Genomic DNA, 25,402 nt, shown 5'->3' with positions numbered 1-25,402 from the left:
TGCAGCATCCGCTCCTTCATAGCGTGAGTTCTCCTTCATAACGTGCGGCGGTCGCGCGGCTCAGGGGAAACGACTCAGTCGTCGAGCAGTTCCGCCTCGATCACGTCGTCGTCTTCCTCGGGCTCGGACGCGGGCTCCGGCGTCGTCGCGGTGAGCACGAGGCCCGCCCCGTCGGCGCCGACATCCACCCGCACGGTGTCGCCGTCGCGCACGCCGCCCGAGAGCAGCGCCGTCGCGAGCTTGTTCTGCACCTCGCTCTGGATGAGGCGGCGCAGCGGCCGGGCACCGAACATCGGGTCGTACCCGCGCTCGGCGAGCCACGACCGGGCATCCGGCGTCACGGCGAGTGTGAGTCGACGGTCCTTCAGGCGGTCGTGCAGTTGGTCGACCGAGAGCTCGACGATCTGCGCGAGGTCGTCTTCGCTGAGCGCCGAGAACATCACGATGTCGTCGAGGCGGTTCAGGAACTCCGGACGGAACGCCTGCCGCACCAGCGCCATGACCTGCTCGCGCTTGACCTCGGGCGACAGCACCGGATCGATGAGGATCGGCGAGCCGAGGTTCGACGTGAGGATCAGGATCACGTTGGAGAAGTCGACCGTGCGGCCCTGACCGTCGGTCAGACGACCGTCGTCGAGCACCTGGAGCAGCACGTCGAACACCTCGGGGTGCGCCTTCTCGACCTCGTCGAGCAGGATCACGCTGTACGGGCGACGCCGCACGGCCTCGGTCAGCTGACCGCCCTGCTCGTAGCCGATGTAACCAGGAGGGGCGCCGACGAGCCGGGACACCGAGTGCTTCTCGCCGTACTCCGACATGTCGATGCGCACCATCGAATGCTCGTCGTCGAACAGGAACTCCGCCAGCGCCTTGGCCAGCTCGGTCTTGCCGACACCGGTCGGTCCGAGGAACAGGAACGACCCGGTCGGACGGCCGGGGTCGCTGATGCCGGCACGCGAGCGTCGCACGGCATCCGACACCGCCTTGACGGCATCCTTCTGCCCGATCAGGCGCTTGCCGAGCTCGCTCTCGAGGTGCAGCAGCTTCTCGCTCTCACCCTGCAACAGGCGACCGACGGGGATGCCCGTCCACGCGGCGATGACCGCGGCGATGTCCTCCTCGGTGACCTGCTCGTTGACCATGCGCGGTTCGGCGGGGGTCGCGGCCTCGGCCTGCTCGGCTTCGGCGATGTCGCGCTCCAGGCGCTTGATGGTCTCGTATTCCAGCTTCGAGGCCTTCGTGTAATCGGCGTTTCGCATCGCGAGGTCGCGCTGGGTGATGGCGTCGTCGAGCTGCTTCTTGAGCTCGCCGACGCGGTTCAGGCCCTGACGCTCGCGCGCCCACCGGGCCTCCAGCCCTGCGAGTTCCTTCTCCATCTCGACGAGGTGCTCACGGAGCGTGCCGAGGCGCTCCTTCGACGCGGCGTCCTTCTCGCGCTTGAGAGCCAGCTCCTCCAGCTTCAGCCGGTCGACCTGGCGCTTGAGCTGGTCGATCTCGACCGGCGAGGAGTCGATCTCCATCTTGAGCCGAGACATCGACTCGTCGATCAGGTCGATCGCCTTGTCGGGCAGCTGCCGCGCGGGAAGGTACCGGTTCGAGAGTGCGGCAGCGGCGACGAGGGCGCTGTCGGAGATCGTGACTCCGTGGTGCGCCTCGTAGCGCCCCTTAAGTCCACGGAGGATCGCGATGGTGTCCTCGACCGTGGGCTCGCCGACGTACACCTGCTGGAAGCGACGCTCGAGCGCGGCATCCTTCTCGATGAACTCGCGGTACTCGTTGAGCGTGGTCGCGCCGATCAGGCGCAGCTCGCCGCGGGCCAGCATGGGCTTGAGCATGTTGGAGGCCGCGACCGAACCCTCGCCGCCACCCGCACCCATCAGCACGTGCAGCTCGTCGATGAACGTGATGACCTGGCCGTCGGACTCGGTGATCTCCTTGAGGACCTGCTTCAGCCGCTCCTCGAACTGCCCGCGGTACATGGCGCCGGCCACGAGAGCCGAGATGTCGAGGGTGACCAGTTCCTTGTCCTTGAGCGACTCGGCGACGTCGCCGGCGACGATGCGCTGGGCGAGGCCTTCGACGACGGCGGTCTTGCCGACGCCGGGCTCACCGATCAGCACCGGGTTGTTCTTGGTGCGGCGGGTGAGGACCTGGCTGACGCGACGGATCTCACTGTCGCGTCCGATCACCGGGTCGAGCTTGCCCTCGCGGGCGCGGTCGGTCAGGTTGATGCCGAACTGCTCGAGGGCGGACTGCTGGTCTTGGTTCTGGTTGCCGGTCTGCGGGTTGCTCATGCGCTCCTCCTGGAGATGCTCCTTCTGGTCGTCTCCCGCCGACCGGACGGACGGCGGGATCAAAGTTGAGTCGTGTTGACTCAAGTTTAGCACTCGGTCGCGTTCTCCTCCAGTCGATGCCCCGCGCCGAGCCCGGCCTCAGCGCTCCCGCTGGACGGCGTCCCAGATCGCGGCCGCGACCGCACGTTTCGAGCCGGATGCCGCGCCGGCATCCGCCCCGCCCGGGCCGAGGATGTGCACGGCGTTCTCGGCGCTCTCGAACCCGCGTTCCCAGCCGACCTCGTTCACGACGAGCAGGTCGACCCCCTTGCGCTGCTGCTTGCGGCGAGCGCGGGCGAGCAGCTCGGCCTCGTCCTCCGGGGTCTCCGCGGCGAAGGCGATGATGAGCTGTCCCGGTTTCCGCGTCGAGGCGAGTGCGGCGACGATGTCCTCGTTCTCGACCAGCTCGATCGCGGGCACTCCCCCGCCCTCCTTCGTGAGCTTGCGGTCCGACACCGCGACCGGTCGATAGTCGGCTACGGCCGCCGCCATCACCACCACGTCGGCGCCCGGGGCCTCCCGCTTCATCGTCTCGGCGAGCTCCGCAGCCGCGCCGACGGAGACGATGCGGATCGCCGGATGCCGCACCTCGGCGAGCACGTCGCCCGCGATGTTCGCCGCGACCAGGGTCACCTCGGCCCCGCGCGCGGCAGCCTCGGCGGCGAGGGCCGCCCCCTGTCTGCCGCTGGACCGGTTGCCGAGGAAGCGCACGGGATCGATGGGCTCGCGCGTGCCGCCGGCCGAGACGACGACGCGCACACCGACGAGGTCTCCGGGAGCGAGCAGCGCCTGTGCCGCCGCGAAGATCTCCTCGGGCTCCGCCATCCGCCCGGGTCCGCTGTCGCCGCCCGCGAGTTCGCCGTCCGCGGGGCCGACGAGGTGCACGCCGCGCTCCCGCAGCGTCGCGATGTTCGCCTGCGTGGCCCTGTTCCGCCACATCTCCGCGTGCATGGCCGGAGCGATCAGCACGGGAGCCTCGGTGGCGAGCAGAGTCGTGCCGAGGAGGTCGTCGGCGAGTCCTGCGGTGATCTTGGCGATCGAGTTCGCGGTCGCCGGCGCCACGATGACGAGTTCGGCGCCCTGACCGAGGGCCACGTGCCGCACCTTCGCCACGTCGTCGTGCACGCTCGTGGTGACCGGGTGGCGACTGATCGCCTCCCAGGTCGGCAGCCCCACGAAGCGCAGCGCATCCTCGGTGGGCACCACGGTCACGTCGTGCCCACCCTTCGTGAGCAGGCGCACGAGGTGCACCGTCTTGTACGCGGCGATGCCGCCCGTGACTCCGACGACGATGTTCACGTCTCGATTCTGCCCCAGCATCCGCCGCCGCGGGCCGACACCGGCGTCATCGACCTAGACTTGGCCCCGTGTGCACGGTCGTGATCGATGTCGAGGATGCCGGTGTCGCGAGGCTTCTGGCGGTGCGCGACGAAGACCCCCAGCGGGAATGGGATGCTCTCGGCCCCTGGTGGCCGGAGCGGTATCCGGGGGTGATCGGCATCCGGGATCGTCGCGCGGGCGGGGCCTGGCTCGCCGCGAACCCCGCGGAGCACCGGCTGGCGGTGCTGCTGAACCGCGCTGACGTGCGCGACCTCCCCGACGCTCAGGCCGTATCCCGCGGATCCCTCGCACTCGAGTCGGTCGTGGGCCGCTCTCCCGTCGCCCCGCTGCCCATGCACGGCTTCAACCTGCTGGAGGTCGCCCCCGAGGGTGCGCGCGTGCTGTCGTGGGATGGCGTCGAGCTCCGCGAGACCCCCATCGTGCCCGGCACGCACATGATCGCGCACGACGACCTCGACGACGAGGCGACGCCGCGGATCGCCGCCTGGCTCCCCGAGTTCCGTGCGCTCGGCCCGACGGCCGACATCGAGGACTGGGCGGCTGAATGGACCGCGCTCCTCGCGTCGTCGGCGAAGCTCGCCCCCGAGGACGACTGCGCGATCATCCGCGACAACCGCCCGCACGGGTACCCCACGCAGTCGCTCCTCTATGCGACGGCATCCGTCACCCCCGCAGGCCTTGAGGTGAGCGATCATGCGCTCCCCTCGCCGGCACACTGGAGCGACTGAGCGCACATCCCCCGCATTCCGGCGATGCGAGCAACGGATGCGCCACGCCGAGGACTGCGTAGTCATTCCTCTCCTCCACGCCGTCTAGCATGGGAAGCCCGGCACGAAGAGGAGGGCCCATGCCGCCGAAGTCCCGCGGTGTGACCAGCGTCGACGTCGCCCGAGCGGCGGGCGTGTCGCAGACCACGGTGTCACGCATCGTCAACGGCCATGAGGGCGTCTCGGAGCGGGTGCGCGCCAAGGTCGAGGCGGCCATCCAGCAGCTCGACTACCGCCCCAACCTCAGCGCCCGGAGCCTCGTCACCAGCCGCACCCAGACGATCGGCGTCGTGCTCGGCGACCCGCGCAACAGCTACTACGCCGAACTGCTGCACACCATCAGCGACGATCTCAACCGCGCCGGATATCGCGCTCTCATCCTCAGCGGTCGCGCCGACACCACCGAAGACCTCGCGAGGACCCTGCGGGAGACGAACGTCGACGGCGTCATCCTCACGACGACTCTGCTCTCGCCCGATGACGAGGGTCGCATCGTGTCGCTCGGCGTCCCCGCGGTGACGATGGGGCCCGGGGCCGTGCCGGACAACGACTCGATCTCGCCCGACAACATGGACGGAGGCCGCATCGCGGGCCGCCATCTGGCGTCTCTCGGCCATCGACGCATCGGGGTGATCGCCGGCCCTCTCGGCACGACCTCGGTGCGCGATCGGCACGAAGGCTTCCTGTCGGAACTCGAGGCCGCGGGGGTCGCGTTCGACCCCTCGCTGCTCGACGTGGCCGACCTCGACTACACCCGAGCGTTCGAGGCCGCGACGCGCCTGCTGCAGCTGCCGGAGCCTCCCACCGCACTCTTCTGCCACAACGACCTCGTGGCTTTCGGCGCCTTGAACGCCGCGAAGGCACTCGGAATCGGTGTGCCGGACCAGGTGTCGGTGCTCGGGTTCGACGATGTCGCGATGTCGTCGTGGCAGGCTTTCGATCTCACGACGGTGCGTCAGCCGATCCTCGACATGGCGCACGGCGCCGTCGAGCTGCTGCTCGCGCGTCTCGCCGCGCCGGAGCAGGATGCCGCGCACGTGCTCCTGCCCTGCTCGCTCGTCGAGCGTTCGACCACGCGGGCGATCTGACCGGAACGCCGGCTCAGGCCGCCGGCACCGCCGAAGCCTCTGAATCCTCGGCGCAGGAGAACCGCGCGCGGTAGGCCGTGGGCGTGAGTCCGAGCACCCTCGCGAAGTTCTGCCGCAGCACGGCCGCCGAGCCGAACCCGCACTCATCGGCGATGTGGTCGAGGGGAAGGTCGGTGCGCTCCAGCATCCGCTGGGCATGGATGATGCGCTGGCGTGCGAGCCAGGCCGCGGGCGTCGCGCCGTACTCGGCCTTGAACCGTCGGGCGAAGGTGCGCGGCGACATCAGGGCTCTGGCCGCGAGCTGATCGACTCCGAGGTCGTCGCGGAGGTGCTCGACGGCCCAGTCGGCGACCGCCGCGAGCGAGTCGGTGGCGACCACGGGGATCGGACGGTCGATGAACTGCGCCTGGCCGCCGTCACGCTGCGGGGGCACCACCATGCGACGCGCGATGCGGTTGGTGAGCTCGGCGCCCACCTCCTGGCGGAGCAGATGCAGGCACGCATCGATGCCGGCGGCGGTGCCGGCGCTGGTGATGATCTTCCCGTCCTGCACGAAGAGCACGTCGGGGTCGATGTCGATCTGCGGGTACATGTCGGCCATCACGTGCGCGTACATCCAGTGCGTCGTCGCACGTCGCCCGTCGAGCACGCCGGCGGCGGCGAGGATGAACGAGCCGCTGCAGACGCTCATCACCCAGGCGCCGCGGTCGACCGCATGCCGGGCTACGTCGAGCAGGAGCGGATCGATGTCGCCCCAGCGCTCGCGCGGCACGGGGCAGAACACGACGAGGTCGGCTTCGTAGGCGAAGGCCAGGTCGTGCTCGACGTTGACCGAGAAGCCGATCTTCGACTTCACCACTCCCGAGTGCGGGGCGACGATGCGGAAGTCGAAGTTCGGTACGCCGTCGGCGGACCGATCGAGCCCGAACGCCTCGCAGGCGACGCCGAACTCGAACGGCGCGAAGCCGTCCTGGATGACGCAGGCCACTGTCTTCATGCACACTCCCGGTTGGCAGTTTTCGTACGATGATAGTCGATTCTGCCACTCGTGACAGTTCAGCATCGAACGTAGCGTTTCTGCCATGATACTCGTCATCGCACTCATCGCTCTGGTCGTGTGGGCAACCGTCGCCACCGTCGTCGAACTCCGTCGCGACGGCTACCACCGCGCGCCGACCGACTGGAGTCGCATCGGTGGTCGCGACATCCACCAGCAGGCCGAGTCCGGGCACGGCTACCGCTGAACCCGGCTCGAGCCGCGGTGTATGGTCGGCTCATGATCCCGCTCGACAGCCTCGTCGCCTTCGCCGTCGCCTCCGTCGTGATCATCGTCATCCCCGGTCCGAGCGTGCTGTTCGTGATCGGCCGCTCACTCTCGCTCGGCCGGCGCGCCGGCGTGCTCAGCGTCGTCGGGAACGCACTCGGAACCGTGCCGGCCGTCCTCGCCGTGGCGTTCGGGGTCGGGGCCATCGTCGCCTCCTCCGTGGTGGCGTTCACCATCATCAAGATCGTCGGCGCCGCCTACCTGGTCTGGCTCGGAGTGCAGGCCATCCGCCACCGCCACGACCACGTCCCGGATGCGGGTCGCACACCGGCCTCCGCCGCGAAGCTGCTGCGCCAGGGCTTCATCGTCGGGCTGACCAACCCGAAGACGATCGCGTTCTTCGTGGCTGTGCTCCCGCAGTTCGTCGTGCCGGCGGCCGGCACGGTCTGGGCGCAACTGCTTCTGCTCGGGCTCACCTTCCAGGCGCTCGCACTGGTCTGCGACAGCGTGTGGGCACTCGCCGCCGGAACCGCGCGCACCTGGTTCGCCCGCTCGCCGCGTCGTATGTCGACGCTCTCCGGTACCGGGGGCGTGATGATGATCGGCCTCGGCGGCACACTCGCGCTGACCGGCGCCAAGAGCTGAGCCGATTCCCCCGTGCGGATCGCGGGCACCACGGCTACGCTCGTCGTCATGAGCGAGCCCTCGCAGCCTCCCGCGCACCTGCCCGCCGATCCGCAGTATCCCGGCACGCACACGTTCCCGATTCACGCGTCCAGTGCGCCACCCTCTGACCCCGCCGACCCTGCCGACCCTGCTGCCCCGGCTGCCCCGGCTGCTCCCGCGTATCCCACGGCGTATCCGACCGCCCCCACTCACCCGGCCGGCACTCCCGCGCATCCCACCGGCGGCTACCCGCACGGCGCCGCCTACCCGCCCGGCGCCGGCTACCCGACCGCAGCCCCGGCCTATCCTGCGGGAGCGCCCGGCCAGCCCGCGTCCTGGCCGATCGCGTCAGGAGCCCCCACCGCACCGGCCGGCAGCATGCTCGGCCGCACCGCCTTCGTGATCGCCGTCATCACTCTCGCGGTCAACCTCATCTCGTCGATCGTCCGACTCTTCATCTACACATCGGACTTCGGGTACGGAGCGGCCTACGCGATCGACGACGCGATCGGCGTGATCTCGTTCTTCGCGTATGCCGTGGCCCTCGTGCTGGGTATCATCGCCGCGCGCCGACCGGGCGCGCGCCTTCTCACCGGCATCGCGATCGGGATCGCCGGGGCCGGCGCTCTCGGGATGATCTTCAGCTGGGTCGGCATCGCGTTCCTGCGCTTCGTCTGAAACTCAGCCTCGTCAGCGCCCGGCGAGCACCCGCTCGTAGACCTCGACCATGGCCGCCGTGCGCGACGACTGCCGGAACGCCTCCGAAACCTCGGGAACCGGGGTGGGCGCGGTGCCGGCGGCGATGTCGGATGCGGCCCTGCGCAGGGTCTCCGCGAGCGCGGCCACCCGTCGGGTCTCGAGCTCCCGTCCGGAAACGGTGGCGCCGGCATCCGGAACCGCCCACAATCCCCCGCCGAGCTCGGCCGCGATGTCGGGGTCGCAGATCACGGAGGGCGTGCCGAGGGTGGCCGCCTCGAACGGGGTCATCCCCTGGGTCTCGAAGCCGATCGACGTCTGCACGAGCGCGTCGGCGGCGGCGATCCGCTCCAGGGTCTGCGGGTAGGTCAGTCGTCCGGCGAAGCGCACGCCGTCATGCCCGCGCACGATCTTCTCGGCCGCGGCACGCTGCCCTCCGCCGCCGATGATCTCGAGTTCCGCGTCGATTCCGGCGGCGACGAACGCCTCGAGGAACGGCAGCAGGCGCTTCTCGGGACTCATCCGGCCGAGCCAGACGAACCGGGGCGGTCCCGACTCCCTGACTGCCGGTCGCGCAGCGAGCGTCTGTGCACGCAGGTCGTCGTCGATACCGTTCCAGATCACGTCGACCCGCGGGAAGACATCGTGTTCCTCCAGGCGTCGGGCGAAGTGCGTCGACGGCGCGGTCACAGCGGATGCGCCGACGGCGAGGCCACGCAGGAACGCCCAGCCGTCCGCGCCGCGCACCGGATTGCCGATCCCGCGCATCGCCCCGCGGCGCCAGGCGTTCAACACGCCGAGCACGGTCCGGTGGAGCGGGGTCACGGCCGCGATCCCGACGTCGACGCGGTTGTGCATCGTGTGCACGACCGGGATGCCGTGTCGCTGGGCGTAGCGGTGCCCGATGAACGCGCCCCAGAAGTCGGCTTGCACGTGCACCAGGTCGACCGGGGGGCGGCGGGTCAACGCTCTGTCGAGGAAGCGGTCGGTCGCGCGCCCCGGCCAGCTCATCGAGTACTCGCGGTCGAGCGTGATCGGCACCGAGGGGAGGTCGATGTACGCCCCGCCGTGAGTATCGGATGGCGTGCGCGATCCGTGCATCTTCGGCGCGACGACCGTGACCGTGTGTCCGGCGCGTTCGAGGAACTCCCGCTGCAGCCGCATCGACACCTGCGCGCCGCCGAGGGAGTCGAGGTGCTGATCCCCGAAGAAGACGATGTGCATGCCGGGTTACTCCGCCGCTGACGCGTCTACGCGCCGTGAACCGATGGGGATACTGTGCATGCGGGCTACTCCGCCGCTGACGCGTCGCGGCGCCGTGAACCGATGGGGATACTGTGCATGGCGGGTTGCTCGCTACTCCGGCAGCGGCTCGTTGCGGTACAGCGCCTCGAAGGTGTCGAGTGTGCGGTTGATGTCGTGGATCGCAACACCGTCGAGCGAGGCCCGCTGCATCCGCTCGTACTCCGCGGGGTCGGCCGTGAGCACATCGGTCAGGCGCGCGGCGAGGTCGTCGACGTTGCCCGGCTCGAACAGGTAGCCGTTCTCGCCGTCGTGCACGAGGTGCGGGAGGGCCACGGCATCCGCCGCGACGATCGGCAGCGCCGACGCCATGGCCTCCATGGTCGCGATGGACTGCAGCTCGGCGATCGAGGCGATCACGAACAGGCTCGCACGGGACAGCAGCGCGCGGAGCTCCTCGTCGCTGGTGCGCCCATGGAACGTGACGCGGTCAGCGAGTCCGAGCTGCGCGGCCAGGTGCTCCAACTGCTTGCGCTGGTCGCCGCCGCCGACGATGTCGAACGTGGTGTCGAGGGCGGGGTCGAGTTTCGTCATCGCCTTGAGGATGACCTCGACCTGCTTCTCGGCGGTGAGGCGGCCGACGAAGACGATGCGGTTCTTGTCACGCGGGGCGATCACGGGCGTGTACTGCGTGCGGTCGATGCCGCAGCTGACGGGGATCACCCCCTTCACCTCGACCGTCTTCTCGAGGAAGTCGGCGGCGCGGCGGGTCGGCGTGGTGATGGCACGCGTCTTGTCGAAGGTGCGCTTCGCGTCGGCCCAGGCGAACTTCAGGACGAGGTCGTCGATGAACTTCGGCATGGTCGTGTGGTCGAGGATGTTCTCGGCCATCACGTGGTTGGTCGCGATGACCGGGATGCCGCGCTCGTTCGCGATGTAGGCGAGGCCGCGGCCGATCACGATGTGCGACTGGATGTGCACGACATCCGGCTGCACCTGGTCGATGACCTTGCGGGCGTAGTGCTTCGAACGCCACGGCCACACGAACCGCAGCCAGTCGTGCGGCGCCCAGCGCACCGACGGCAGACGGTGCAGCGTCATCGGCTCGCCCTCGATGACCTCGGTGTGCGGCTGCGCGCGACGGTAGGCCTGGTTGGGGGCCACGACGTGCACGTCATGTCCGCGCTGCACGAGCCCTGCGGCGAGGCGCTCGGCGAAGCGGGCGGCGCCGTTGATGTCGGGCGCGAAGGTGTCGCAGCCGATCACGATCTTCAACGGGCGGGGCGCGGGGGCGGCGGCGGGGCCGCTCGACGGATCGATCGGATCGTCGGAGGAGGTCACAGACATGCTGCCTTACGATGTGGCGGCCAAGGGAAAGCCCTGGTCGGGGCGCTGGCCACTCTACCCGAGGGGCCTGATCGGACAGCGGCGGCATACCGGCATCCCCTCAGCCTCAGCCGATACCGTGGAGCCATGCGACTGACTGCCGACGCCGATCCCCAGCTGTGGATTCCCGTGACGGATTCGCTCGGGTGGAAGGGCCGCCGGCATCGCAAGGCGGCGATCCGCATGCTCCTGGGTCAGGTCAACGCCGCCGTGGGTGCGACCGAGCGCCCCGGGTCCCGGTTCGGCGCGTGGGCGATGAGCCAGGCGGCGCCGATGCTGATGAAGCGGGCGGATGGCCGCGTCCTGGTGTGGACCTGGAAGGCCGAGCCGGAGCTGGTCGTGGCGATGGCGTCGGCGCAGGTCCTGACCCCCGATGTGCGGATCGCTCGCGCGTCGATGCCGATGGACTTCGACGACACGGAGTCGTTCCCCACCCGGCTCGGCGTGGGCGAGAAGCTGCTCGTGCCGATGCCGCCGTCTCCCGCGTCGCCGCCCTTCGCGACCTACACCTGGGACACGGGCACCCATCTGGTGACGTTGACCGCGGTGTGCAGCGACAAGGAGCGGTTCGGCACCCTGACCGGCGCGCTCGACGATCTGGCGCGCAGCATCCGCATCGCCGACGACCTCACCGGTGGAGAATCCCCGGACGTGCTGCGGCTCGATCCCGCCTGAGCGCGCTCCCGCTTCACAACTAGTGAAGTCAGGTAACTATGTAGTAGCATCAGCATTATGAACCCGTTGCTGCTCGACCGCCTGCTCCAGATCGGCGACCTCTTCCAGCGCGACATGGCGCGGGCGTTCGACGGCACCGGCCTCACCACGGCACGCGTGCACCTGCTGTGGATGCTGCAGCACGCCGGGCCCTCGACGCAGCAGACGCTGGCCCGCCTGTGCGAGGTCACTCCGCGCAACATCACCGGCCTCGTCGATGCGCTGGAAGCATCCGGTCACGTGCGACGAACCCCGCATCCGTCTGATCGGCGGGCCGTGCTGGTGGAGCTGACCCCCTCGGCCACCGAGACGATGGCGCGGATGCAGAACGACCACGTCGAGCTCAACGCAACCCTCCTCGATGCCGTCGCCCCGGAGGATCGCGACGCCGTGGAGCGCGGCATCATCGCCATCGCCGACCACCTGGAGCAGCTCGTGACTCAGGCTGCGAGCGAACCAGGGAAGGATGCCCCGTGAGCGCCGAACCGAGCGTGAGTCGGGCGCACCAGCCCACCCCGCCGCCCACTCCGACGCGCACCGCCCGCATCCTCAACATGCTCCACCGCGCACTGATCGCCGAGCTTCGCGTGTACTCGAGCATCGGTCGCGCGATCGCCCGCCGTCCTGCGGTCCCGGAGGGCGGCACCGGCATCGGCTACCACCGTCCGGTGCTGACCGTGCTCATCATCTTCATCGTGCTGTCCGCCGTCGAGATCCCGATCCTCGATCTGATCGTGCACCCCTGGCCGGCGGTGCGCATCCCGATCCTCATCCTCGGGATCTGGGGACTGACGTGGATGATCGGGCTCCTGTGCGCAATGCTGCTGCGTCCGCATGCCGTGGCGCCGGACGGCATCCGAGTGCGGAGCGGCTTGGAGGTCGACGTCTTCGTCCCCTGGGATGCGGTCGCCTCGGTGGCGATCTCGAAGCGCGTCGACGAGCCGAAGCAGCCGCGCATCTCCGATACCGACCACGGAGCCGAGTACGCCGAGCGGATGCAGGACGAGACGAACATCGAGATCGAACTGGAGCGTCCGTTCGCGATCCGCCTTCCCGGCCTCGCGCCGCGCGGCGGAGAGCACCAGGTCACCAGCATCCGGCTCTGGGCGGATGAGCCGCGCGCGTTCCTCGACGCCGCCCGCCCGTTCCTGGTCTGAACGCGCACGCTCCGCCAGGTCGCCACGCGGCTCAGTCCAGTCCGCGCTCCGCGAGCCACTCCTTCGCGACCCGGGCGGGCGCGCGCACCAGCCACGCATCCGTGATGATCTCGGTCAGCCGATCGCGGTCGATGACGTCCAGACGCACGAGCAGCCCGGGGTAGCCGTCGAAGTGCGGGATCGTGAACAGAACCCCGGGTTCTGCGGCGAGCAGCGCCTCCTTCTCCTCGAGGTCGGCGACGCGCACTGCGAGCACCGTTCCCGCCGGCCATTCCCGCCCGAGTTCCGCGAGCTGCCGCAGGTCGGTCGCGCTCGGGCCGCGGAGCCACGCGAACTGCCCGCTCTTCAGCCGCCACGCCGCCTCGCCGGTATGGCCGCTCACCGCTTCCTCGGCGCCCGGGAGGGTGAGGGCGATCGTCCGCGCGTCGTCGATGCTCGCCATCCCGCCATCGTCGCGCACGCGGACGGCCGCCACAACAGACAGACACGCGAGCGCGCACGCGAGATCAGGCACCTGCGCGAGATCAGGCACTTCCGCGGGCGTTCCGCCTGATCCCGCGCTTCCGCCTGATCACACGCCTTTGCTCAGCGCAGGATGCGCAGCGTCCGCACCTCGAACGGGCGCAGCTGCAGTCCTCCACCGACCCGCGCGTCGTCGATGTCGTCTTCGATCAGGCTCACCTCGCGCACCTCGCGGTGCTCGAACCCGACCGAGAGCTCACCGGTCGCACGCCGCCCGAGCGCCTCGTACACGCGCACGATCACGTCGCCGGACCCGTCGTCGGCGAGCTTGACCGCCGACACCACGATGCCCGCGCCCCGCACCGACACCAGCGGCTCGACCTCGCGCGCACCGCGCACGACGCTCGGGAGCGCGTTGATCCGAATGCCCTCGGCCGTCGCGATCGCCGCATCCGCTCCGATCACGAAGCCGACCTCGATCTCGTGGTGACCGTGGTCGGTGTCGGGATCGGGGAACCGCGGCGCCCGCAGCAGCGACAGTCGCACGGTCGTCGTCACGGCGTCGTCCGACACCTCGCGCGACGTGTCGTAGCCGTAGATCGAGTCGTTCACGAGGGCGACGCCGAAGTCCTGCTCGCGCACCAGCACGAACCGGTGCATCGAGGTCTCGAACTTCGCCGCCTCCCAGCTGGTGTTCGTGTGCGTGACCCGTGACTGGTAGCCGAACTGGGTCTCGGCGTCGGTGTGGGCGGCCTGGATGTCGAGCGGGAAGGCGAGCTTGAGGAGCTTCTCGGTCTCGTGCCAGTCGATCTCGTTGCGCAGCAGCACGGTCCGGGAGTCAGGCTGCAGGATGATGGTCTGCTCGATCGTCGACTCCGAGAACGGACGGACGACCACGATCTTCGCGGCCCGGCCGACCACCGATGCCTCGATCGACGTGACGGCGGTGAGGTCGTCGACGCTGTTGCGGTAGTACCGGTCGATGTCCCACGCATCCCACATGTTCGGGAAGTCCTGGTGCAGCTGGAACAGGTTCGCCGCCTTGCCCGCCGCCACCGCTTCACGCCCTGAAGCCTTGTCGACGGCCGAGACGATCAGCCCCTCGGCCGAGACGAGCACGGAGACGAGCTCGTTCTCGAGCCGCCAGCCACCGTCTTCCTCCGAGAGCGACACCGGCGCCGCCGTGGGCTCAGCCACGAACGCCGCCCCGAGGGCGCGTCCGCGACCGACCGACGTCGGCTCGAACTGCAGCTCCCGGTCGCCCTCGCCCGCGAGCGAACGGCGGGCGGCATCCGCGATGTCCTGCGCACCCGAGAGCACGTCCGACAGCACGGCGACGGCTTCACGATGCACCCAGGCGATCGAAGTGCCCGGCAGGATGTCGTGGAACTCGTGCAGCAGCACGGCCTGCCACAGCCGATCGAACTCGGCCTGCGGGTACGCGGCACCGGTGCGCACGGCATCCGTCGCCGCCCACAGTTCGGCCTCGATCAGCGCGTGCTCCGCCCAGCGGTGCAGCGCCTTGGTGGCGTGCTGGCTGGTGAGGGTTCCTCGGTGCAGCTCGAGGTACAGCTCGCCGACCCAGACGGCCGGATGCGGCAGCTCGGCCTTTGCGGCATCGAAGAAGACGTCCGGATGCTCCCACACGACCTGCGCGCTGCCCTCGAGATCGCGCAGGCGCTCAGCCTTGCCCGTCATCTCGCGAGTCGTGCCGCCGCCGCCGTCGCCCCAGCCGACCGGGGCGATCGACCGGGAGCTGAGCCGGTTCTCCTTGAACTGGCGAGAGGCCTTCGCGACCTCCATGCCGCTCAGCTGCGAGTTGTAGGTGTCCATCGACGGGAAGTGCGTGAACACCTGCGAGCCGTCGATGCCCTCCCAGAGGAAGGAGTGGTGCGGGAAGACGTTCTGCTGGTTCCACGAGATCTTCTGTGTGAAGAACCACTCGAACCCGGCACGGCGCATCAGCTGCGGCAGAGCCGGCGAGTAGCCGAAGCTGTCCGGCAGCCACACGCCCTTCGACCGGATGCCGAACTCCTGCTCGAAGAACCGCTGGCCGTGCGAGAACTGCCGCACGAGCGACTCGCCCGTCGGCATCACGGTGTCGGACTCGACCCACATGCCACCGAGCGGCAGGAAGCGCCCGGCGGCGACGGCGGCCTTGACCCGCTCCCACACCTCGGGGCGGTGTTCCTTGATCCAGGCGTACTGCTGCGCGCTGGACATGCCGTACTGGAACTCGGGCTGCTCCTCGATGAGCGTCGTCATCGACGAGGTGGTGCGCGCGACCTTGCGGATCGTCTCGCGTACTGGCCACAGCCAGGCGGAGTCGATGTGCGCGTGGCCGACGGCCGAGATGCGGTGCGCGCTGGCCTCGGCGGGCGCGGCCAGCACGTCGGCGAGGCGGGCACGCGCGTCGCCCGCGGTCTCCACGATGTGCTGCAGGTCGAGAACGTCGAGTGCGTCGTCCATCGCCTGCAGGATGCGCATGCGCCGCGGCGAGGTCGCCGGCAGTTCGGCCTGCAGCTCGAACAGCACCTCAAGGTCGAGCGACAGGTCGAAGACCTCCTGCTCGAACACGGCCAGGTCCATCCGCCGCGCGCGGTACAGCGGCTCCTTCGAGGAGGTGAGGATGTCGCCCTCCTGTGTCGGGAGGAAGGGGTGGTAATCCAGCAGCACCGGGTTGGATGCCGCCTCGAGGTACAGCTCGACGGGCTCGTCACCCTCGGCCGTCTCGGTGATCGGAACCCACTGGTTGCGCGGGTTGATGCTCTTCACCGGGATCGGGTCGGATCCTGCGGCGTTCGGACGGTAGGCCAGGGCCTCGCACTGGAAGCCGGTCATGTTCACGTCGAAGCCGAGGTCGATGAGCGCTTCGACCCGGCGCCCCGCCCACTCGGCAGGGACGCGTCCGGTGAGCCGGAACCAGGTGGTGCCCCAGGCCGGACCCCAGGGTGCGCCGACGACGCCGGGCTCGAAGGCGAGGGCGAGTCCTTCGGCGGGCGCGATCGGCTCGCCGGGCAGTTCGTGGATCGCGACGTCCAGCGGCACGGTCGCCGAGTGGATCGCCGGGCGGATGCGCTCCTCGAGGACTCGCTTGACGCGGCCGACGGTGAGCGAGGTGTCGTCATGCATGGGAATCTCCGGGCTCGACGGTGAGGGCTGGTCCGCGGCGCGACGGGCGACGCCGTGTTGATGCTATCGGATTTACTAAAACGATCTAGTAACCAAGTCTAAGCGCATCGTCACTTCTTCCGCGAGACTAAATCGATCAAGTATTGTGAGGGACTATGACTCCGGCGAAACGCGTCACCATCGCCGACATCGCGCGCATGGCGGGAGTCTCCCCCGGTGCCGTCTCGTTCGCGTTGAACGGCCGCCCCGGCGTGAGCGACGAGACCAGACAGCGCATCCTCACGATCGTCGAGGAGAACGGCTGGCAGCCGAGCTCCGCAGCGCGCGCGCTGGTCGGGGCGCGCGCCAACACGGTCGGATTCGCGCTCGCCCGCCCCGCCCGGTCGCTCGGCTCCGAAGCCTTCTTCACCGACCTCATCGCCGGCATCGAGTCACGGCTCTCCGAGAGCAAGGTGAGCCTGCAGCTGAGGCTGGTCGCCGACATCGCGGAGGAGATGGAGGTGCACCGGCAATGGCGCTCCTCCAACCAGGTCGACGGCTTCATCTTCATCGACCCCCGTGACGGCGATCCCCGCGTCGGGCGTATCGAGGCTCTCGACGCACGGGCCGTGATGATCGGCTCCGAACCCGCCCCCGAAGGCTCGGTCCCGAGCGTCTGGATCGGCGACGACACGGTCGCCGAGACCCTTTTCTCCTACCTCGCCGCCCTCGGGCACGCCCGCATCGCCTATGTCGCCGGCCCCGCCGAGCTCGAGCACACGCGACTTCGCGCCGAGGTGCTCGAGCGCATGGCCGCCGACGGCCTCGAGGGCGAGATCATCACCACGGATTTCTCGCCCACGCGCGCCTCCGCCGTCACACGCGCACTGCTGTCGGGCCGGCAGCATCCGACCGCGATCGTCTACGACAACGATGTGATGGCGGTCGCAGGTCTCCGCGTCGCCCAGGAGATGGGCCGCGCCGTGCCGCGCGACGTCTCCCTCGCCTCGTTCGACGACTCGGTCATCGCCGGTCTCATCAACCCGTCGATCACGGCGATGACGCGCGACACCTTCGAGCTCGGCGAGCGCGCCGCCACCCTCCTGCTGCAGCAGATCGAGGCGGGAGCGAACCTGCCGAGCGTCGAGGGCCCGACACCCGTGCTCACCGCGCGCGAGAGCACGGCTCCGCCCGCACGCACGGCCTGAGCGCCCGTCAGCCCTGGACGACGGTGTTGACCGAGCCGTAGGGGTCGACGACGTCGGCCGACAGGTCGGGACGGATGAGACGACGGATGCCCCGCGCGTCGAGCGCTACGGGGTCGAGGGCGTCGCGCGATGTGACCAGCGCAGGATCGAGGCCCGCGGCACAGGCATCCACCCAGGCCTGGAACACCGCACCGCCCGGGCTCAGCGCCGCTCGACTCACCGGCACCTCGCGCTCGTCGACGTCCACCACGATCGCCGTGTCCCGCACGGGCGGCGCGACCCGCTGCCGAAGCTCCGGGATGAGCTCGGCGAGGCGGCGACCGATGGGCTTCGCCGCACCGTCCTGCCCGACCAGACCGAGCGAGTACTCCAGCTCGGGGAAGTCGCCGAGGTCGCGGCTCACGTCGTGCGAGCACCACCAGGTGATGCCCCAGAGGTTCTCGGTGCGTGCCGCCGAGCGCACGGTCGCCTCCAGGAATCCGGGCATCTCGTCGTCGGTGAGGCAGTTCGACGGAGCGCCCACCTCTTGCAGCCACACCACCCGGTCGGGGTCGGTCGCGAAGGCGCGGGAGAGCTCGATCAGGTACTCGGCATGACGGTCGGAGGCGACGGAGCGACCGCCGTAGCGCTGGGCGGTGCCGTTGAAGATCCAGGAGTGGATCGTGGTCATGGCCCCCAGCCGCGACGCATGCGCCGGTGTGAAACCGTGGCCGTCCATGTACCAGACGGCGTCGTACTCGCTGTGGACGTGCGGGAGCCCGGGCGCCGCAGCCTCCGCCGCCGCCAGCAGAGTCGAGATCCAGCCACCGGCCTCGTCCTGCGTGACCGGCCACGGCGACGGATGCGTGTGCGCGGAGAACTGGTTCGTCTCGTTGCCGAGCGTCAGACCGAGGAAGTTCGGCGCATCGCCCAGCGCCCGCCCGAGCCGATCGACGAGAGCGACCTGCCCCTCGAGAGCGCGAGGATCGGTGAACATGTTCTTGTCGTGCCACGTGTACAGCCACGAGGGAACGAAATCGAAGCTCGAGAGATGTCCCTGGACCACATCGATCCCGGCATCCATGCCGAACTCGCCGGCGATGTCGACCACGGCGCGCACGTCGTCGATCGCCTTCTGCCGGATGAGTGTGCGGTTCGGCTGCAGCACGGTCCACAGTGGGAAGACCCTGACGTGATCGAGCCCGAGCTCGGCCAGTGCGGCGAAGTCACGGCGCACGTCGTCGGGAGTGAAGTCGAGCCAGGAGTGCATCCAGTCCTTGGACGGCGTGTAGTTCGCCCCGAACCTCAGAGGAGCATCGAGGGCGCCGCGCTGCGTCATGTGTCAGACCTTTCGGACGTGCCCTTCGAGGAGGGCGGAGTTCGCACCACTATAACGCTTGAGCAACAAGGCGCACCCATCTTCTGCCAATCGCCGCAAAGCCCACGCGTGCGGGCCTTGACAGGCGCGGAATCGGATGGTTTCATCTGCTAAAGCGTTCCAGTGCCATTTTGATGGACGGAAGGCAGAATCGCCCGCCTCGAGGAAGAAGCACGATGAAGATTCGGACACGCATTGCCGCCCTGGCAGGATTCAGCATCGGCGTTCTGGCGCTGACGAGTTGCACCGGGGGTGGCGCCACCGCCGGTGACGCGGGCCCCATCGACACCTCGGGCGACCTGAGCGGCACCATCCAGTTCCAGACCTGGTCGCTCAAGAACGAGAAGTTCACCCCGTACTTCGAAGACCTCATCGACGCGTTCGAGAAGGAGCACCCCGACGTCACGGTCGAGTGGCTCGACCAGCCGGGAGACGGCTACCAGGAGAAGATCCTGAGCCAGGCGAACGCCGACACCCTCCCCGACGTGCTCAACCTGCCGCCCGACATCGCGTACCCGCTGGTCGCGGCGGGCAAGCTGGTCGACCTCGAGACCGCCGACCCCGATCTGAAGTCCGCCTACAACACGGGCGCCTGGGACGCCTACAGCCAGTACCCGGGGATGGAAGGCACCTTCGGCCTGCCCTGGTACCTCTCCAGCGACGCCTCCTGGTGGAACCTCGCACAGCTCGCCCCCTTCGGCGTCACCGAGGAGAACCTGCCGACCACGGTCGACGAGCTCCTCACGCTTGCGAAGGACGTGGCCACCGAGTCCAACGGCAAGGTGCAGCTCCTCTCCTCGATCCCGGCCCTCGACACCTTCACGGCCGCCGGCATGGAGGTCATCAACGATGAGGGCGAGTTCGACTTCAACACCGACGAGGCCGCGGCGATCATCGACAAGTACGCCGATGCGTACGCCGCGGGTGCGATGCCCGCGGAAGCCCTGACCGGCGACTACGGCGGGAACGCGGAGGCGTACATCCAGGAGAAGGTCGCCTTCACCACCGGCGGCACCGGCTTCACGACCGACCTGCAGAAGGACGCACCGGCGCTGCTCGAGAACACGGTGGCGACCCCGCGACTCGGTGTCGCACCGCTGTACGTGCAGGGTCTCAACGTCTCGGCCGACTCCGACAACAAGGAAGCTGCGCTCGCCTTCGCGGAGTTCGCGACGAACCAGGAGAACCAGGTGGCGTTCTCGTCCCTCGCCGTCGGCACCGCCCCCGGCACGGCCGAGGGTGGCGACGAGGTCGTCGACAACATCGCGGCCACGGTCACCGACGAGAAGCAGCTGTCGGCGATCGACACGGTGTTCGGCGCGATGAAGGACGCCAAGGCGCTGCCGTTCCAGTGGACGTCCGACATGGTCACCTACATGACCCAGCAGATCGCCCTCGCGGTCAACGGCGAGGCGGACGCGAAGGCCCAGCTCGACAAGATCGTCGAGTACGCCAACGCCAACCGCGTGGACAAGTAAGCCATGCGTGCGAGCACCGGCATCCCGGCCGGCAGGAAGACCACGATGAGATCCCACCGGTGGTTCACACCCTGGCTGCTCCTCGGGCCCGCCGTCGCCTGGGTGCTGGTGTTCGCCCTCTGGCCGTTCCTGAACACGGTCTTCCTCAGCTTCACCGATGCCAAGCCCCTGCGGACGCCTGAGTTCGTCGGCGGCGCGAACTACGAGCGCATGTTCGGCGATGAGATGTTCTGGAACGCCCTCACCACGTGTCTCATCTACGTGGTGGTGTGCGTGCCGCTGCTCACGATCCTCCCGCTCCTTCTGGCGCTGCTCGTGCAGAAGAAGCTGCCGGGCATCTCGTTCTTCCGCACCACTTTCTACTTCCCCGTGATCGCCTCGGTGGTCGTGGTCGCCCTCATCTGGACCTGGTTGTTCGACAGCCGGGGCATCATCAACCAGACGCTCGAGTTCCTCGGGCTGGTCGACAAGCCGATGGCGTTCCTCGTCGACCGCTGGCTGCTGCTCGGCTGCGCCATCCTGCTCACGGTCTGGAAGGGCCTGGGCTATTACATGGTCGTGTACCTCGCGGCGCTCGGGAACGTCGGCAAGGAGCTGCACGAGGCGGCGATGCTCGACGGCGCAGGCTCCTTCCGTCGCTTCCTGTCGGTGACGATCCCCTCGGTGCGCGGCGCGATGCTCCTCATCTCGGTGCTCATCGCCGTGTCCGCCATGAGGGTGTTCGCCGAGCTCGATGTGCTCTCCAAGAGCACGGGCGGCCCGGGCGGATACGACATGTCGCTCGTGATGCTCATCCGCCAGGTCGGCTCCGGCCTCAACGGGAACATCGGCTACGCCTCCGCCATCAGCGTGGCGCTGTTCCTGCTCACCCTCATCCCCCTCGTCGCGATCGCCGTCATGAATCGCGAGAAGAAGGCGAAGGTCTCCGCATGAGCACGCTCACGCCGCCCCGCTCGACCGACGACGCCCGACCCTCCGAAGACCTGTCGGCACCGCCCCGGGAGCGCATGTTCCGCCGCCGCGGCTCCGGCGACTTCAGCAAGCCGACCCTCGGCGGGCTGATCGCTCGATGCGCCCTTCTCCTCTTCGTGCTCGTGCTCGTCATCGGGCCGTTCATCTGGCAGCTGTCGACCTCGTTCAAGGGGCCGCAGGAGAACATCTACTCGTTCCCGCCCGAGCTCATCCCGCGCGAGCCGACGCTACAGAACTACAGCAGGGTCGCCGACATCGTGCCGGTGTACCTCTATGCCTGGCACTCACTGCTCGTCTCGGTCGGCACGGTCGTCAGCAACGTGGTCCTGGCGACGTTCGCGGGCTACGCCCTGGGCTGCATGAGGTTCCGCGGCAAGTGGATCGTGATGGCGATCCTGCTGTCGACGCTGCTCTTCCCCGGTGAGGTGACGGTGACCAGCAACTTCCTCACGATCCGCGCTCTGGGGCTGGCCGACACCCTCTGGGGCGTCTTCCTCCCCGGCGCGATCAGTGCGATGAACGTGCTGCTGATCGCCACCGCGTGCCGCATGATCCCCAAGGACGTGCTGGATGCCGCGACCGTCGACGGCGCGACGACCTGGCAGCGCATCCGGCACATCGTGTGGCCCAACATCCGCGGGATGGTCTCGGTGGTCGCGATCTTCGCGTTCATCGGCGCCTGGGACGACTACCTGTGGCCGCTCATCGTGCTCTCGGATCCGTCGAAGTACACCCTGACGGTGGGCATGGCGTACCTGAACAGCAGCTTCTCGGTCGACCCGCGCCTGATCGCCGCCGGCACCATGATCGCGCTCGTGCCGATCGTCATCATGTTCTCGTTCACGCAGCGGTTCTTCTTCAAGGGCGTGCAGGAGGGCGCGATCAAGGGGTGAGCGCCGCGCATCTGACGCTGGCGGACGGGCCGGCAGATCCTCCCTCGTCCCGTCCTCGTGCGGGCGTGCTGCCCGGCGCGGTGTACGCCTTCGCGTTCGATCCGGCCGCCGGCGAGCAGCGGATCGATGTGCCGGGGCTCGCCGACCTCGAGATCTCCGCGAACACCGTGCTGCACTGGGCGTTCTATGCCGACGGCCCCGCAGCGACGCTCGCCCCGCACGCGGCGCTCGCCGTGACGGTGGATGTGCGCTTCCCCGAGGGAACACGACTGAGCGAGGCTTCGGCCGTGCGCGATCGCTACGACTTCCCCGTCACGGCGCACGCCCAGTTCGATGCCCGGTGGAGCATGCCCGAGCAGTGGAACGCCGACACCGTCTCCCTCGCCCCGTTCGCACGCCGCAGCGGCACCGTCGAGATCGTGCTCGGCACCGCGTCCCTCCCCGGCACCGCATCCCTCCCCGACGGCGCGGACCTGCCCGCTCGGTGCGCCGGGTTCGTGCAGGTCGTGGTCGAGGAGCGGGCTCCCTCCGCCGACCTCGCCCCCGTCGAACGGGTCGACACCCGGCGCGGATCACATTCGGGCCCGCGGTTCTCACGCGGCAACACCATCCCGGCGGTGGCGATGCCGCACGGGTTCACGTTCGTCACCCCGGCGACCGACGCGGAGGACGCCCGCTGGCCCTACCGTCCTTTCCTGCACGACGATCCTCAAGGTCGCCGGTTGGAAGCACTGCAGTTCTCCCATCAACCGAGCCCGTGGATCGGCGATCGCTCGGTGCTGCAGCTGATGCCGTTCCTCGGCCGCCCCGCCTCGTCGCACGCGGCTCGCCGGCGCTGGATCGTGCCCGGCACCGAACGCGCCCGGCCGCACGAGTACGCGGCGGAGCTCGGCGACGACCTGCGCGTCGAGATGACGGCGACGTCGCGCGCAGCCGCGTTCCGCGTGCGCAGTGCGGATGCTGACGCGCCGGTGGGGTTCATCATCGATCAGTTGACCGACGACGGATGCCTCGACTGGACCGATGACGGGGGCTTCGAGGGTTGGATCCCTGAGGGCCCGGAGGATTGGGGCAACGCGCCCCGCTGCTTCTTCGCCGGATCGGTGCAGCAGGCTCCGCACGGCGAGGAGAACACTGACCGTGGACCACTCCACGACGACGGGCGGGGCCGGGTCGCGGGATACGTCGGCGGACGCGGGTCGCTCGAGGTGCGCATCGGCATCTCCTTCCTGTCGGTGGAGCAGGCCCGGCACAGTCTCGACTCCGAGGCTCCGGAGACGATCCCCTATGAGGAGCTGCGAAACGCGGCGGCTGACGCCTGGAACCGGCTGCTCGGCCGCGTCACGATCCCGCCGCTTCCGGAAGCCGACGCCCCGTACCGATCGCTCGCCGACGAGGAGAATCGGGCACGGATCGCCGCCGCGCTCCACCGGATGCACCTGTACCCCAACAGCGCGGCCGAGAACGCCGGGACAGCGGAGGCGCCCGTCTGGCGGTTCGCCGACGTGTTCGCCGCGCGCGAGTCGCACGACGGGAGCGGAGTTCCGCCGGCCGTCGACGGCGAACTCGTCGTCAACAACGGCTACTGGGACACCTATCGCACCGAATGGCCGGCTCTCGCCCTGCTCGACCCCGCACTCGCCGGGCGGCTCCTCGACGGTCAGCTCGAGCAGTACCGTCGCGGCGGTTGGATGGCGAGATGGAGCGCACCGGGCTATGTCGACAGCATGGTCGGCACGTCGAGCGACCAGATCTTCGCCGACGCCGCACGCTGGGGCGTGGACTTCGACCGCGTCACCGCGTTCGAGAGCGGATGGCGGAACGCGTGCGAGCCGGGGCCGGATGCGCGCCGCGGCCGCAAGGGCATCGCGAGGGGCCGATTCACCGGATACATCTCCTCGAACGTGCCCGAGGGCATGAGCTGGAGCATCGAGAACGCGGTGAGCGATGCCGCGCTCGGGAGGCTCGCGGCGCAGCTCGCCCGAGAGGTCGCATCCGATTCCGCATCCGAGACCGAATCCGCTGCCGCGCGCTATCGATCCTTCGCCCGATACTTCGAGAATCGCGCCCGGTCGTACCGCGCACTGTTCGACCACGACACCGGGTTCTTCCGCGGTAGGGATGACGAGGGCGCGTTCGCCCGTTCCGGGTTCGATCCGCGATCCTGGGGCGGCGACAACGTCGAGACCAACGCCTGGGGCATGTCGGTCGGCGCCGTGCACGACGGCGCAGGCCTCGCCGACCTCTACGGAGGTCCCGCCGGTCTCGGACGCCACCTCGACGCCCTGTTCGCAGAGCCGGAGACGGCCGACGAGCGCTTCGGCGGTGCGTACCGCACCGTCATCCATGAGCAGCGGGAGGCGCGGGCGCTCCGTGCCGGGATGTGCGCGATCTCGAACCAGCCGGCGCACCACATCCCCTTCATGTACGCGTTCAGCGACCGGCCGTGGAAGACCGCCGGTACCGCGCACGACCTCGCCGGACGCCTGTTCGCCGGCGCGCACATCGGCCAGGGGTTCCCGGGCGACGAGGACAACGGCGAGATGAGCGCCTGGTGGCTGTGGGCCGCGCTCGGGCTCTATCCGCTGGAACTCGCCTCTGGCCGGCTGCGGATCGGGTCGCCTCTCTTCGACGACGTCCGTGTGGATCGCGGCGACGGCTCCTCGCTGCGCATCCGGTCCGTGCGGAGTGAGCCGTCGGCGCGCATCCTGCAGCGGGCTCGCCTCGACGGGGTCTCGCTGCCGACGGCCGAGCTGCCGATCGACGCGCTCGTCGGCGACGCCGTGCTGGAGCTGGAGTTCGGGGTCGACCCGGCCACCGCGCTCGAACAGGCCCCTCCCGCCGGAGACGTCGCGGTCTGGCGGGCGGATCTGACGTCCGGCCCCGGTCACCTCATCGCGTCGCCCGAGACGGTCGCTCCCGAGCGGATCTTCGACGACGGTTCGCCATCGGGTGATGCCGGAGTCGTGCTGCGCCCCGGGGAATGGGTGGGATGGCGGTTCGGGGAGCCTCGAGGCGTCACCGACGTCAGCGTGACGCTTGTGGTGGCCGCGTCGTCGTCGACCCTTCGATGGGAGGCCGAGGGGACGGATGGCCGGTGGATGCCGGTCATGATGACGCACAGCGCGGAACTGCCGGCAGACCGCACGACGCCCTTCACGCTGACCTCGCGGGTCGTGACCTCGGCACTCCGCGTACGCGCGGTGGCCGAGGTCACGATCCGTCAGCTCGAGTTCTTCGACCTGGACTGATCAGTCAGGTGTGCTG

General features: G+C 69.3%; 21 protein-coding genes. 13 read left to right on the top strand and 8 right to left on the bottom strand.

The features are described from left to right. Positions 1–74: 74 nt before the first annotated feature. Complete coding sequence (locus DW298_RS10490) at positions 75–2,294, bottom strand: AAA family ATPase (RefSeq protein ID WP_136042420.1); 2,220 nt, start codon at positions 2,292–2,294, stop codon at positions 75–77. Between the two features lie 138 nt (positions 2,295–2,432). After that, positions 2,433–3,632, bottom strand: a complete 1,200-nt coding sequence (coaBC, locus tag DW298_RS10485) for a bifunctional phosphopantothenoylcysteine decarboxylase/phosphopantothenate--cysteine ligase CoaBC (protein ID WP_136042419.1) — start codon at positions 3,630–3,632, stop codon at positions 2,433–2,435. A 68-nt stretch (positions 3,633–3,700) separates the two neighbouring features. Here coaBC and DW298_RS10480 point away from each other — a divergent pair, with 68 nt between their 5' ends. Together DW298_RS10480 and DW298_RS10475 are read left to right on the top strand one after the other, a co-directional pair. Further along, positions 3,701–4,402 carry an NRDE family protein gene (locus tag DW298_RS10480; protein WP_136042418.1) on the top strand — a complete coding sequence of 234 codons (702 nt, stop codon included), beginning with the start codon at positions 3,701–3,703 and terminating at the stop codon, positions 4,400–4,402. A gap of 119 nt (positions 4,403–4,521) precedes the next feature. Further along, positions 4,522–5,529: a LacI family DNA-binding transcriptional regulator gene (locus DW298_RS10475; RefSeq protein WP_168429584.1), complete on the top strand. Its 1,008-nt coding sequence runs from the start codon at positions 4,522–4,524 to the stop codon at positions 5,527–5,529. 13 nt (positions 5,530–5,542) lie between these two features. Here the strand turns inward: DW298_RS10475 and DW298_RS10470 are convergent, their stop codons facing one another. Then, positions 5,543–6,526, bottom strand: coding sequence for a helix-turn-helix domain-containing protein (locus DW298_RS10470; protein ID WP_136042416.1), 984 nt, complete (start codon positions 6,524–6,526; stop codon positions 5,543–5,545). 85 nt (positions 6,527–6,611) lie between these two features. Between DW298_RS10470 and DW298_RS19325 the strand changes: the two genes are divergently transcribed. The 3 genes from DW298_RS19325 to DW298_RS19520 are packed head-to-tail and all read left to right on the top strand — an operon-like array spanning position 6,612 to position 8,137. Beyond that, on the top strand, positions 6,612–6,773 hold the full coding sequence (locus DW298_RS19325) for a hypothetical protein (RefSeq protein ID WP_168429585.1): 162 nt from the start codon (positions 6,612–6,614) through the stop codon (positions 6,771–6,773). A gap of 32 nt (positions 6,774–6,805) precedes the next feature. Beyond that, a complete protein-coding gene (locus tag DW298_RS10465; protein WP_136042415.1) occupies positions 6,806–7,438 on the top strand; it encodes a LysE family translocator in 633 nt (210 codons plus the stop codon). A 48-nt stretch (positions 7,439–7,486) separates the two neighbouring features. Further along, positions 7,487–8,137, top strand: coding sequence for a hypothetical protein (locus tag DW298_RS19520; RefSeq protein WP_205820339.1), 651 nt, complete (start codon positions 7,487–7,489; stop codon positions 8,135–8,137). A gap of 12 nt (positions 8,138–8,149) precedes the next feature. On the opposite strand, the gene DW298_RS10450 is transcribed toward DW298_RS19520, so the two are convergent. Continuing rightward, positions 8,150–9,379, bottom strand: a complete 1,230-nt coding sequence (locus DW298_RS10450) for a glycosyltransferase family 4 protein (RefSeq protein WP_136042413.1) — start codon at positions 9,377–9,379, stop codon at positions 8,150–8,152. Between the two features lie 132 nt (positions 9,380–9,511). Further along, the gene (locus DW298_RS10445) at positions 9,512–10,744 is read right to left on the bottom strand and encodes a glycosyltransferase (RefSeq protein ID WP_136042412.1); all 1,233 of its coding nucleotides are present in this window, start codon (positions 10,742–10,744) and stop codon (positions 9,512–9,514) included. 126 nt (positions 10,745–10,870) lie between these two features. Here DW298_RS10445 and DW298_RS10440 point away from each other — a divergent pair, with 126 nt between their 5' ends. From DW298_RS10440 to DW298_RS10430, 3 genes are read left to right on the top strand one after another with little or no spacing between them, the layout of a single operon-like run. Beyond that, positions 10,871–11,458, top strand: coding sequence for a hypothetical protein (locus DW298_RS10440; protein ID WP_136042411.1), 588 nt, complete (start codon positions 10,871–10,873; stop codon positions 11,456–11,458). A 57-nt stretch (positions 11,459–11,515) separates the two neighbouring features. Continuing rightward, a complete protein-coding gene (locus tag DW298_RS10435) occupies positions 11,516–11,974 on the top strand; it encodes a MarR family transcriptional regulator (RefSeq protein WP_136042410.1) in 459 nt (152 codons plus the stop codon). Next, on the top strand, positions 11,971–12,654 hold the full coding sequence (locus DW298_RS10430; RefSeq protein ID WP_240745101.1) for a hypothetical protein: 684 nt from the start codon (positions 11,971–11,973) through the stop codon (positions 12,652–12,654). Before DW298_RS10435 ends, DW298_RS10430 begins: the two co-directional genes overlap by 4 nt. 31 nt (positions 12,655–12,685) lie before the next feature. On the opposite strand, the gene DW298_RS10425 is transcribed toward DW298_RS10430, so the two are convergent. Beyond that, positions 12,686–13,096 (bottom strand): MmcQ/YjbR family DNA-binding protein, encoded by a 411-nt coding sequence (locus tag DW298_RS10425; RefSeq protein WP_168429586.1) that lies wholly within the window; start codon positions 13,094–13,096, stop codon positions 12,686–12,688. 143 nt (positions 13,097–13,239) lie between these two features. After that, the gene (locus tag DW298_RS10420; protein WP_136042409.1) at positions 13,240–16,248 is read right to left on the bottom strand and encodes a glycoside hydrolase family 38 C-terminal domain-containing protein; all 3,009 of its coding nucleotides are present in this window, start codon (positions 16,246–16,248) and stop codon (positions 13,240–13,242) included. A gap of 155 nt (positions 16,249–16,403) precedes the next feature. On the opposite strand from DW298_RS10420, the gene DW298_RS10415 reads away from it, so the two are divergent. Continuing rightward, positions 16,404–17,435, top strand: coding sequence for a LacI family DNA-binding transcriptional regulator (locus DW298_RS10415; RefSeq protein ID WP_136042408.1), 1,032 nt, complete (start codon positions 16,404–16,406; stop codon positions 17,433–17,435). A 7-nt stretch (positions 17,436–17,442) separates the two neighbouring features. On the opposite strand, the gene DW298_RS10410 is transcribed toward DW298_RS10415, so the two are convergent. Further along, positions 17,443–18,753, bottom strand: coding sequence for a glycosyl hydrolase (locus tag DW298_RS10410; protein ID WP_136042407.1), 1,311 nt, complete (start codon positions 18,751–18,753; stop codon positions 17,443–17,445). 215 nt (positions 18,754–18,968) lie between these two features. On the opposite strand from DW298_RS10410, the gene DW298_RS10405 reads away from it, so the two are divergent. The 4 genes from DW298_RS10405 to DW298_RS10390 are packed head-to-tail and all read left to right on the top strand — an operon-like array spanning position 18,969 to position 25,386. Next, positions 18,969–20,270, top strand: coding sequence for an extracellular solute-binding protein (locus DW298_RS10405; protein WP_168429587.1), 1,302 nt, complete (start codon positions 18,969–18,971; stop codon positions 20,268–20,270). Positions 20,271–20,273: 3 nt separating this feature from the next. Further along, positions 20,274–21,203: a sugar ABC transporter permease gene (locus DW298_RS10400; RefSeq protein WP_136042405.1), complete on the top strand. Its 930-nt coding sequence runs from the start codon at positions 20,274–20,276 to the stop codon at positions 21,201–21,203. After that, on the top strand, positions 21,200–22,135 hold the full coding sequence (locus DW298_RS10395) for a carbohydrate ABC transporter permease (protein WP_136042404.1): 936 nt from the start codon (positions 21,200–21,202) through the stop codon (positions 22,133–22,135). Before DW298_RS10400 ends, DW298_RS10395 begins: the two co-directional genes overlap by 4 nt. Next, positions 22,132–25,386 carry a GH92 family glycosyl hydrolase gene (locus DW298_RS10390; protein ID WP_136042403.1) on the top strand — a complete coding sequence of 1,085 codons (3,255 nt, stop codon included), beginning with the start codon at positions 22,132–22,134 and terminating at the stop codon, positions 25,384–25,386. The genes DW298_RS10395 and DW298_RS10390 overlap by 4 nt, the downstream gene beginning before the upstream one ends. Positions 25,387–25,402 lie beyond the last annotated feature (16 nt).

Source organism: Microbacterium sp. A20 (assembly GCF_004794515.1).
Lineage (GTDB): Bacteria > Actinomycetota > Actinomycetes > Actinomycetales > Microbacteriaceae > Microbacterium.
The sequence above is the reverse complement of the archived record's forward strand: the minus strand, read 5'-3'. Positions and strand labels throughout refer to the sequence as shown.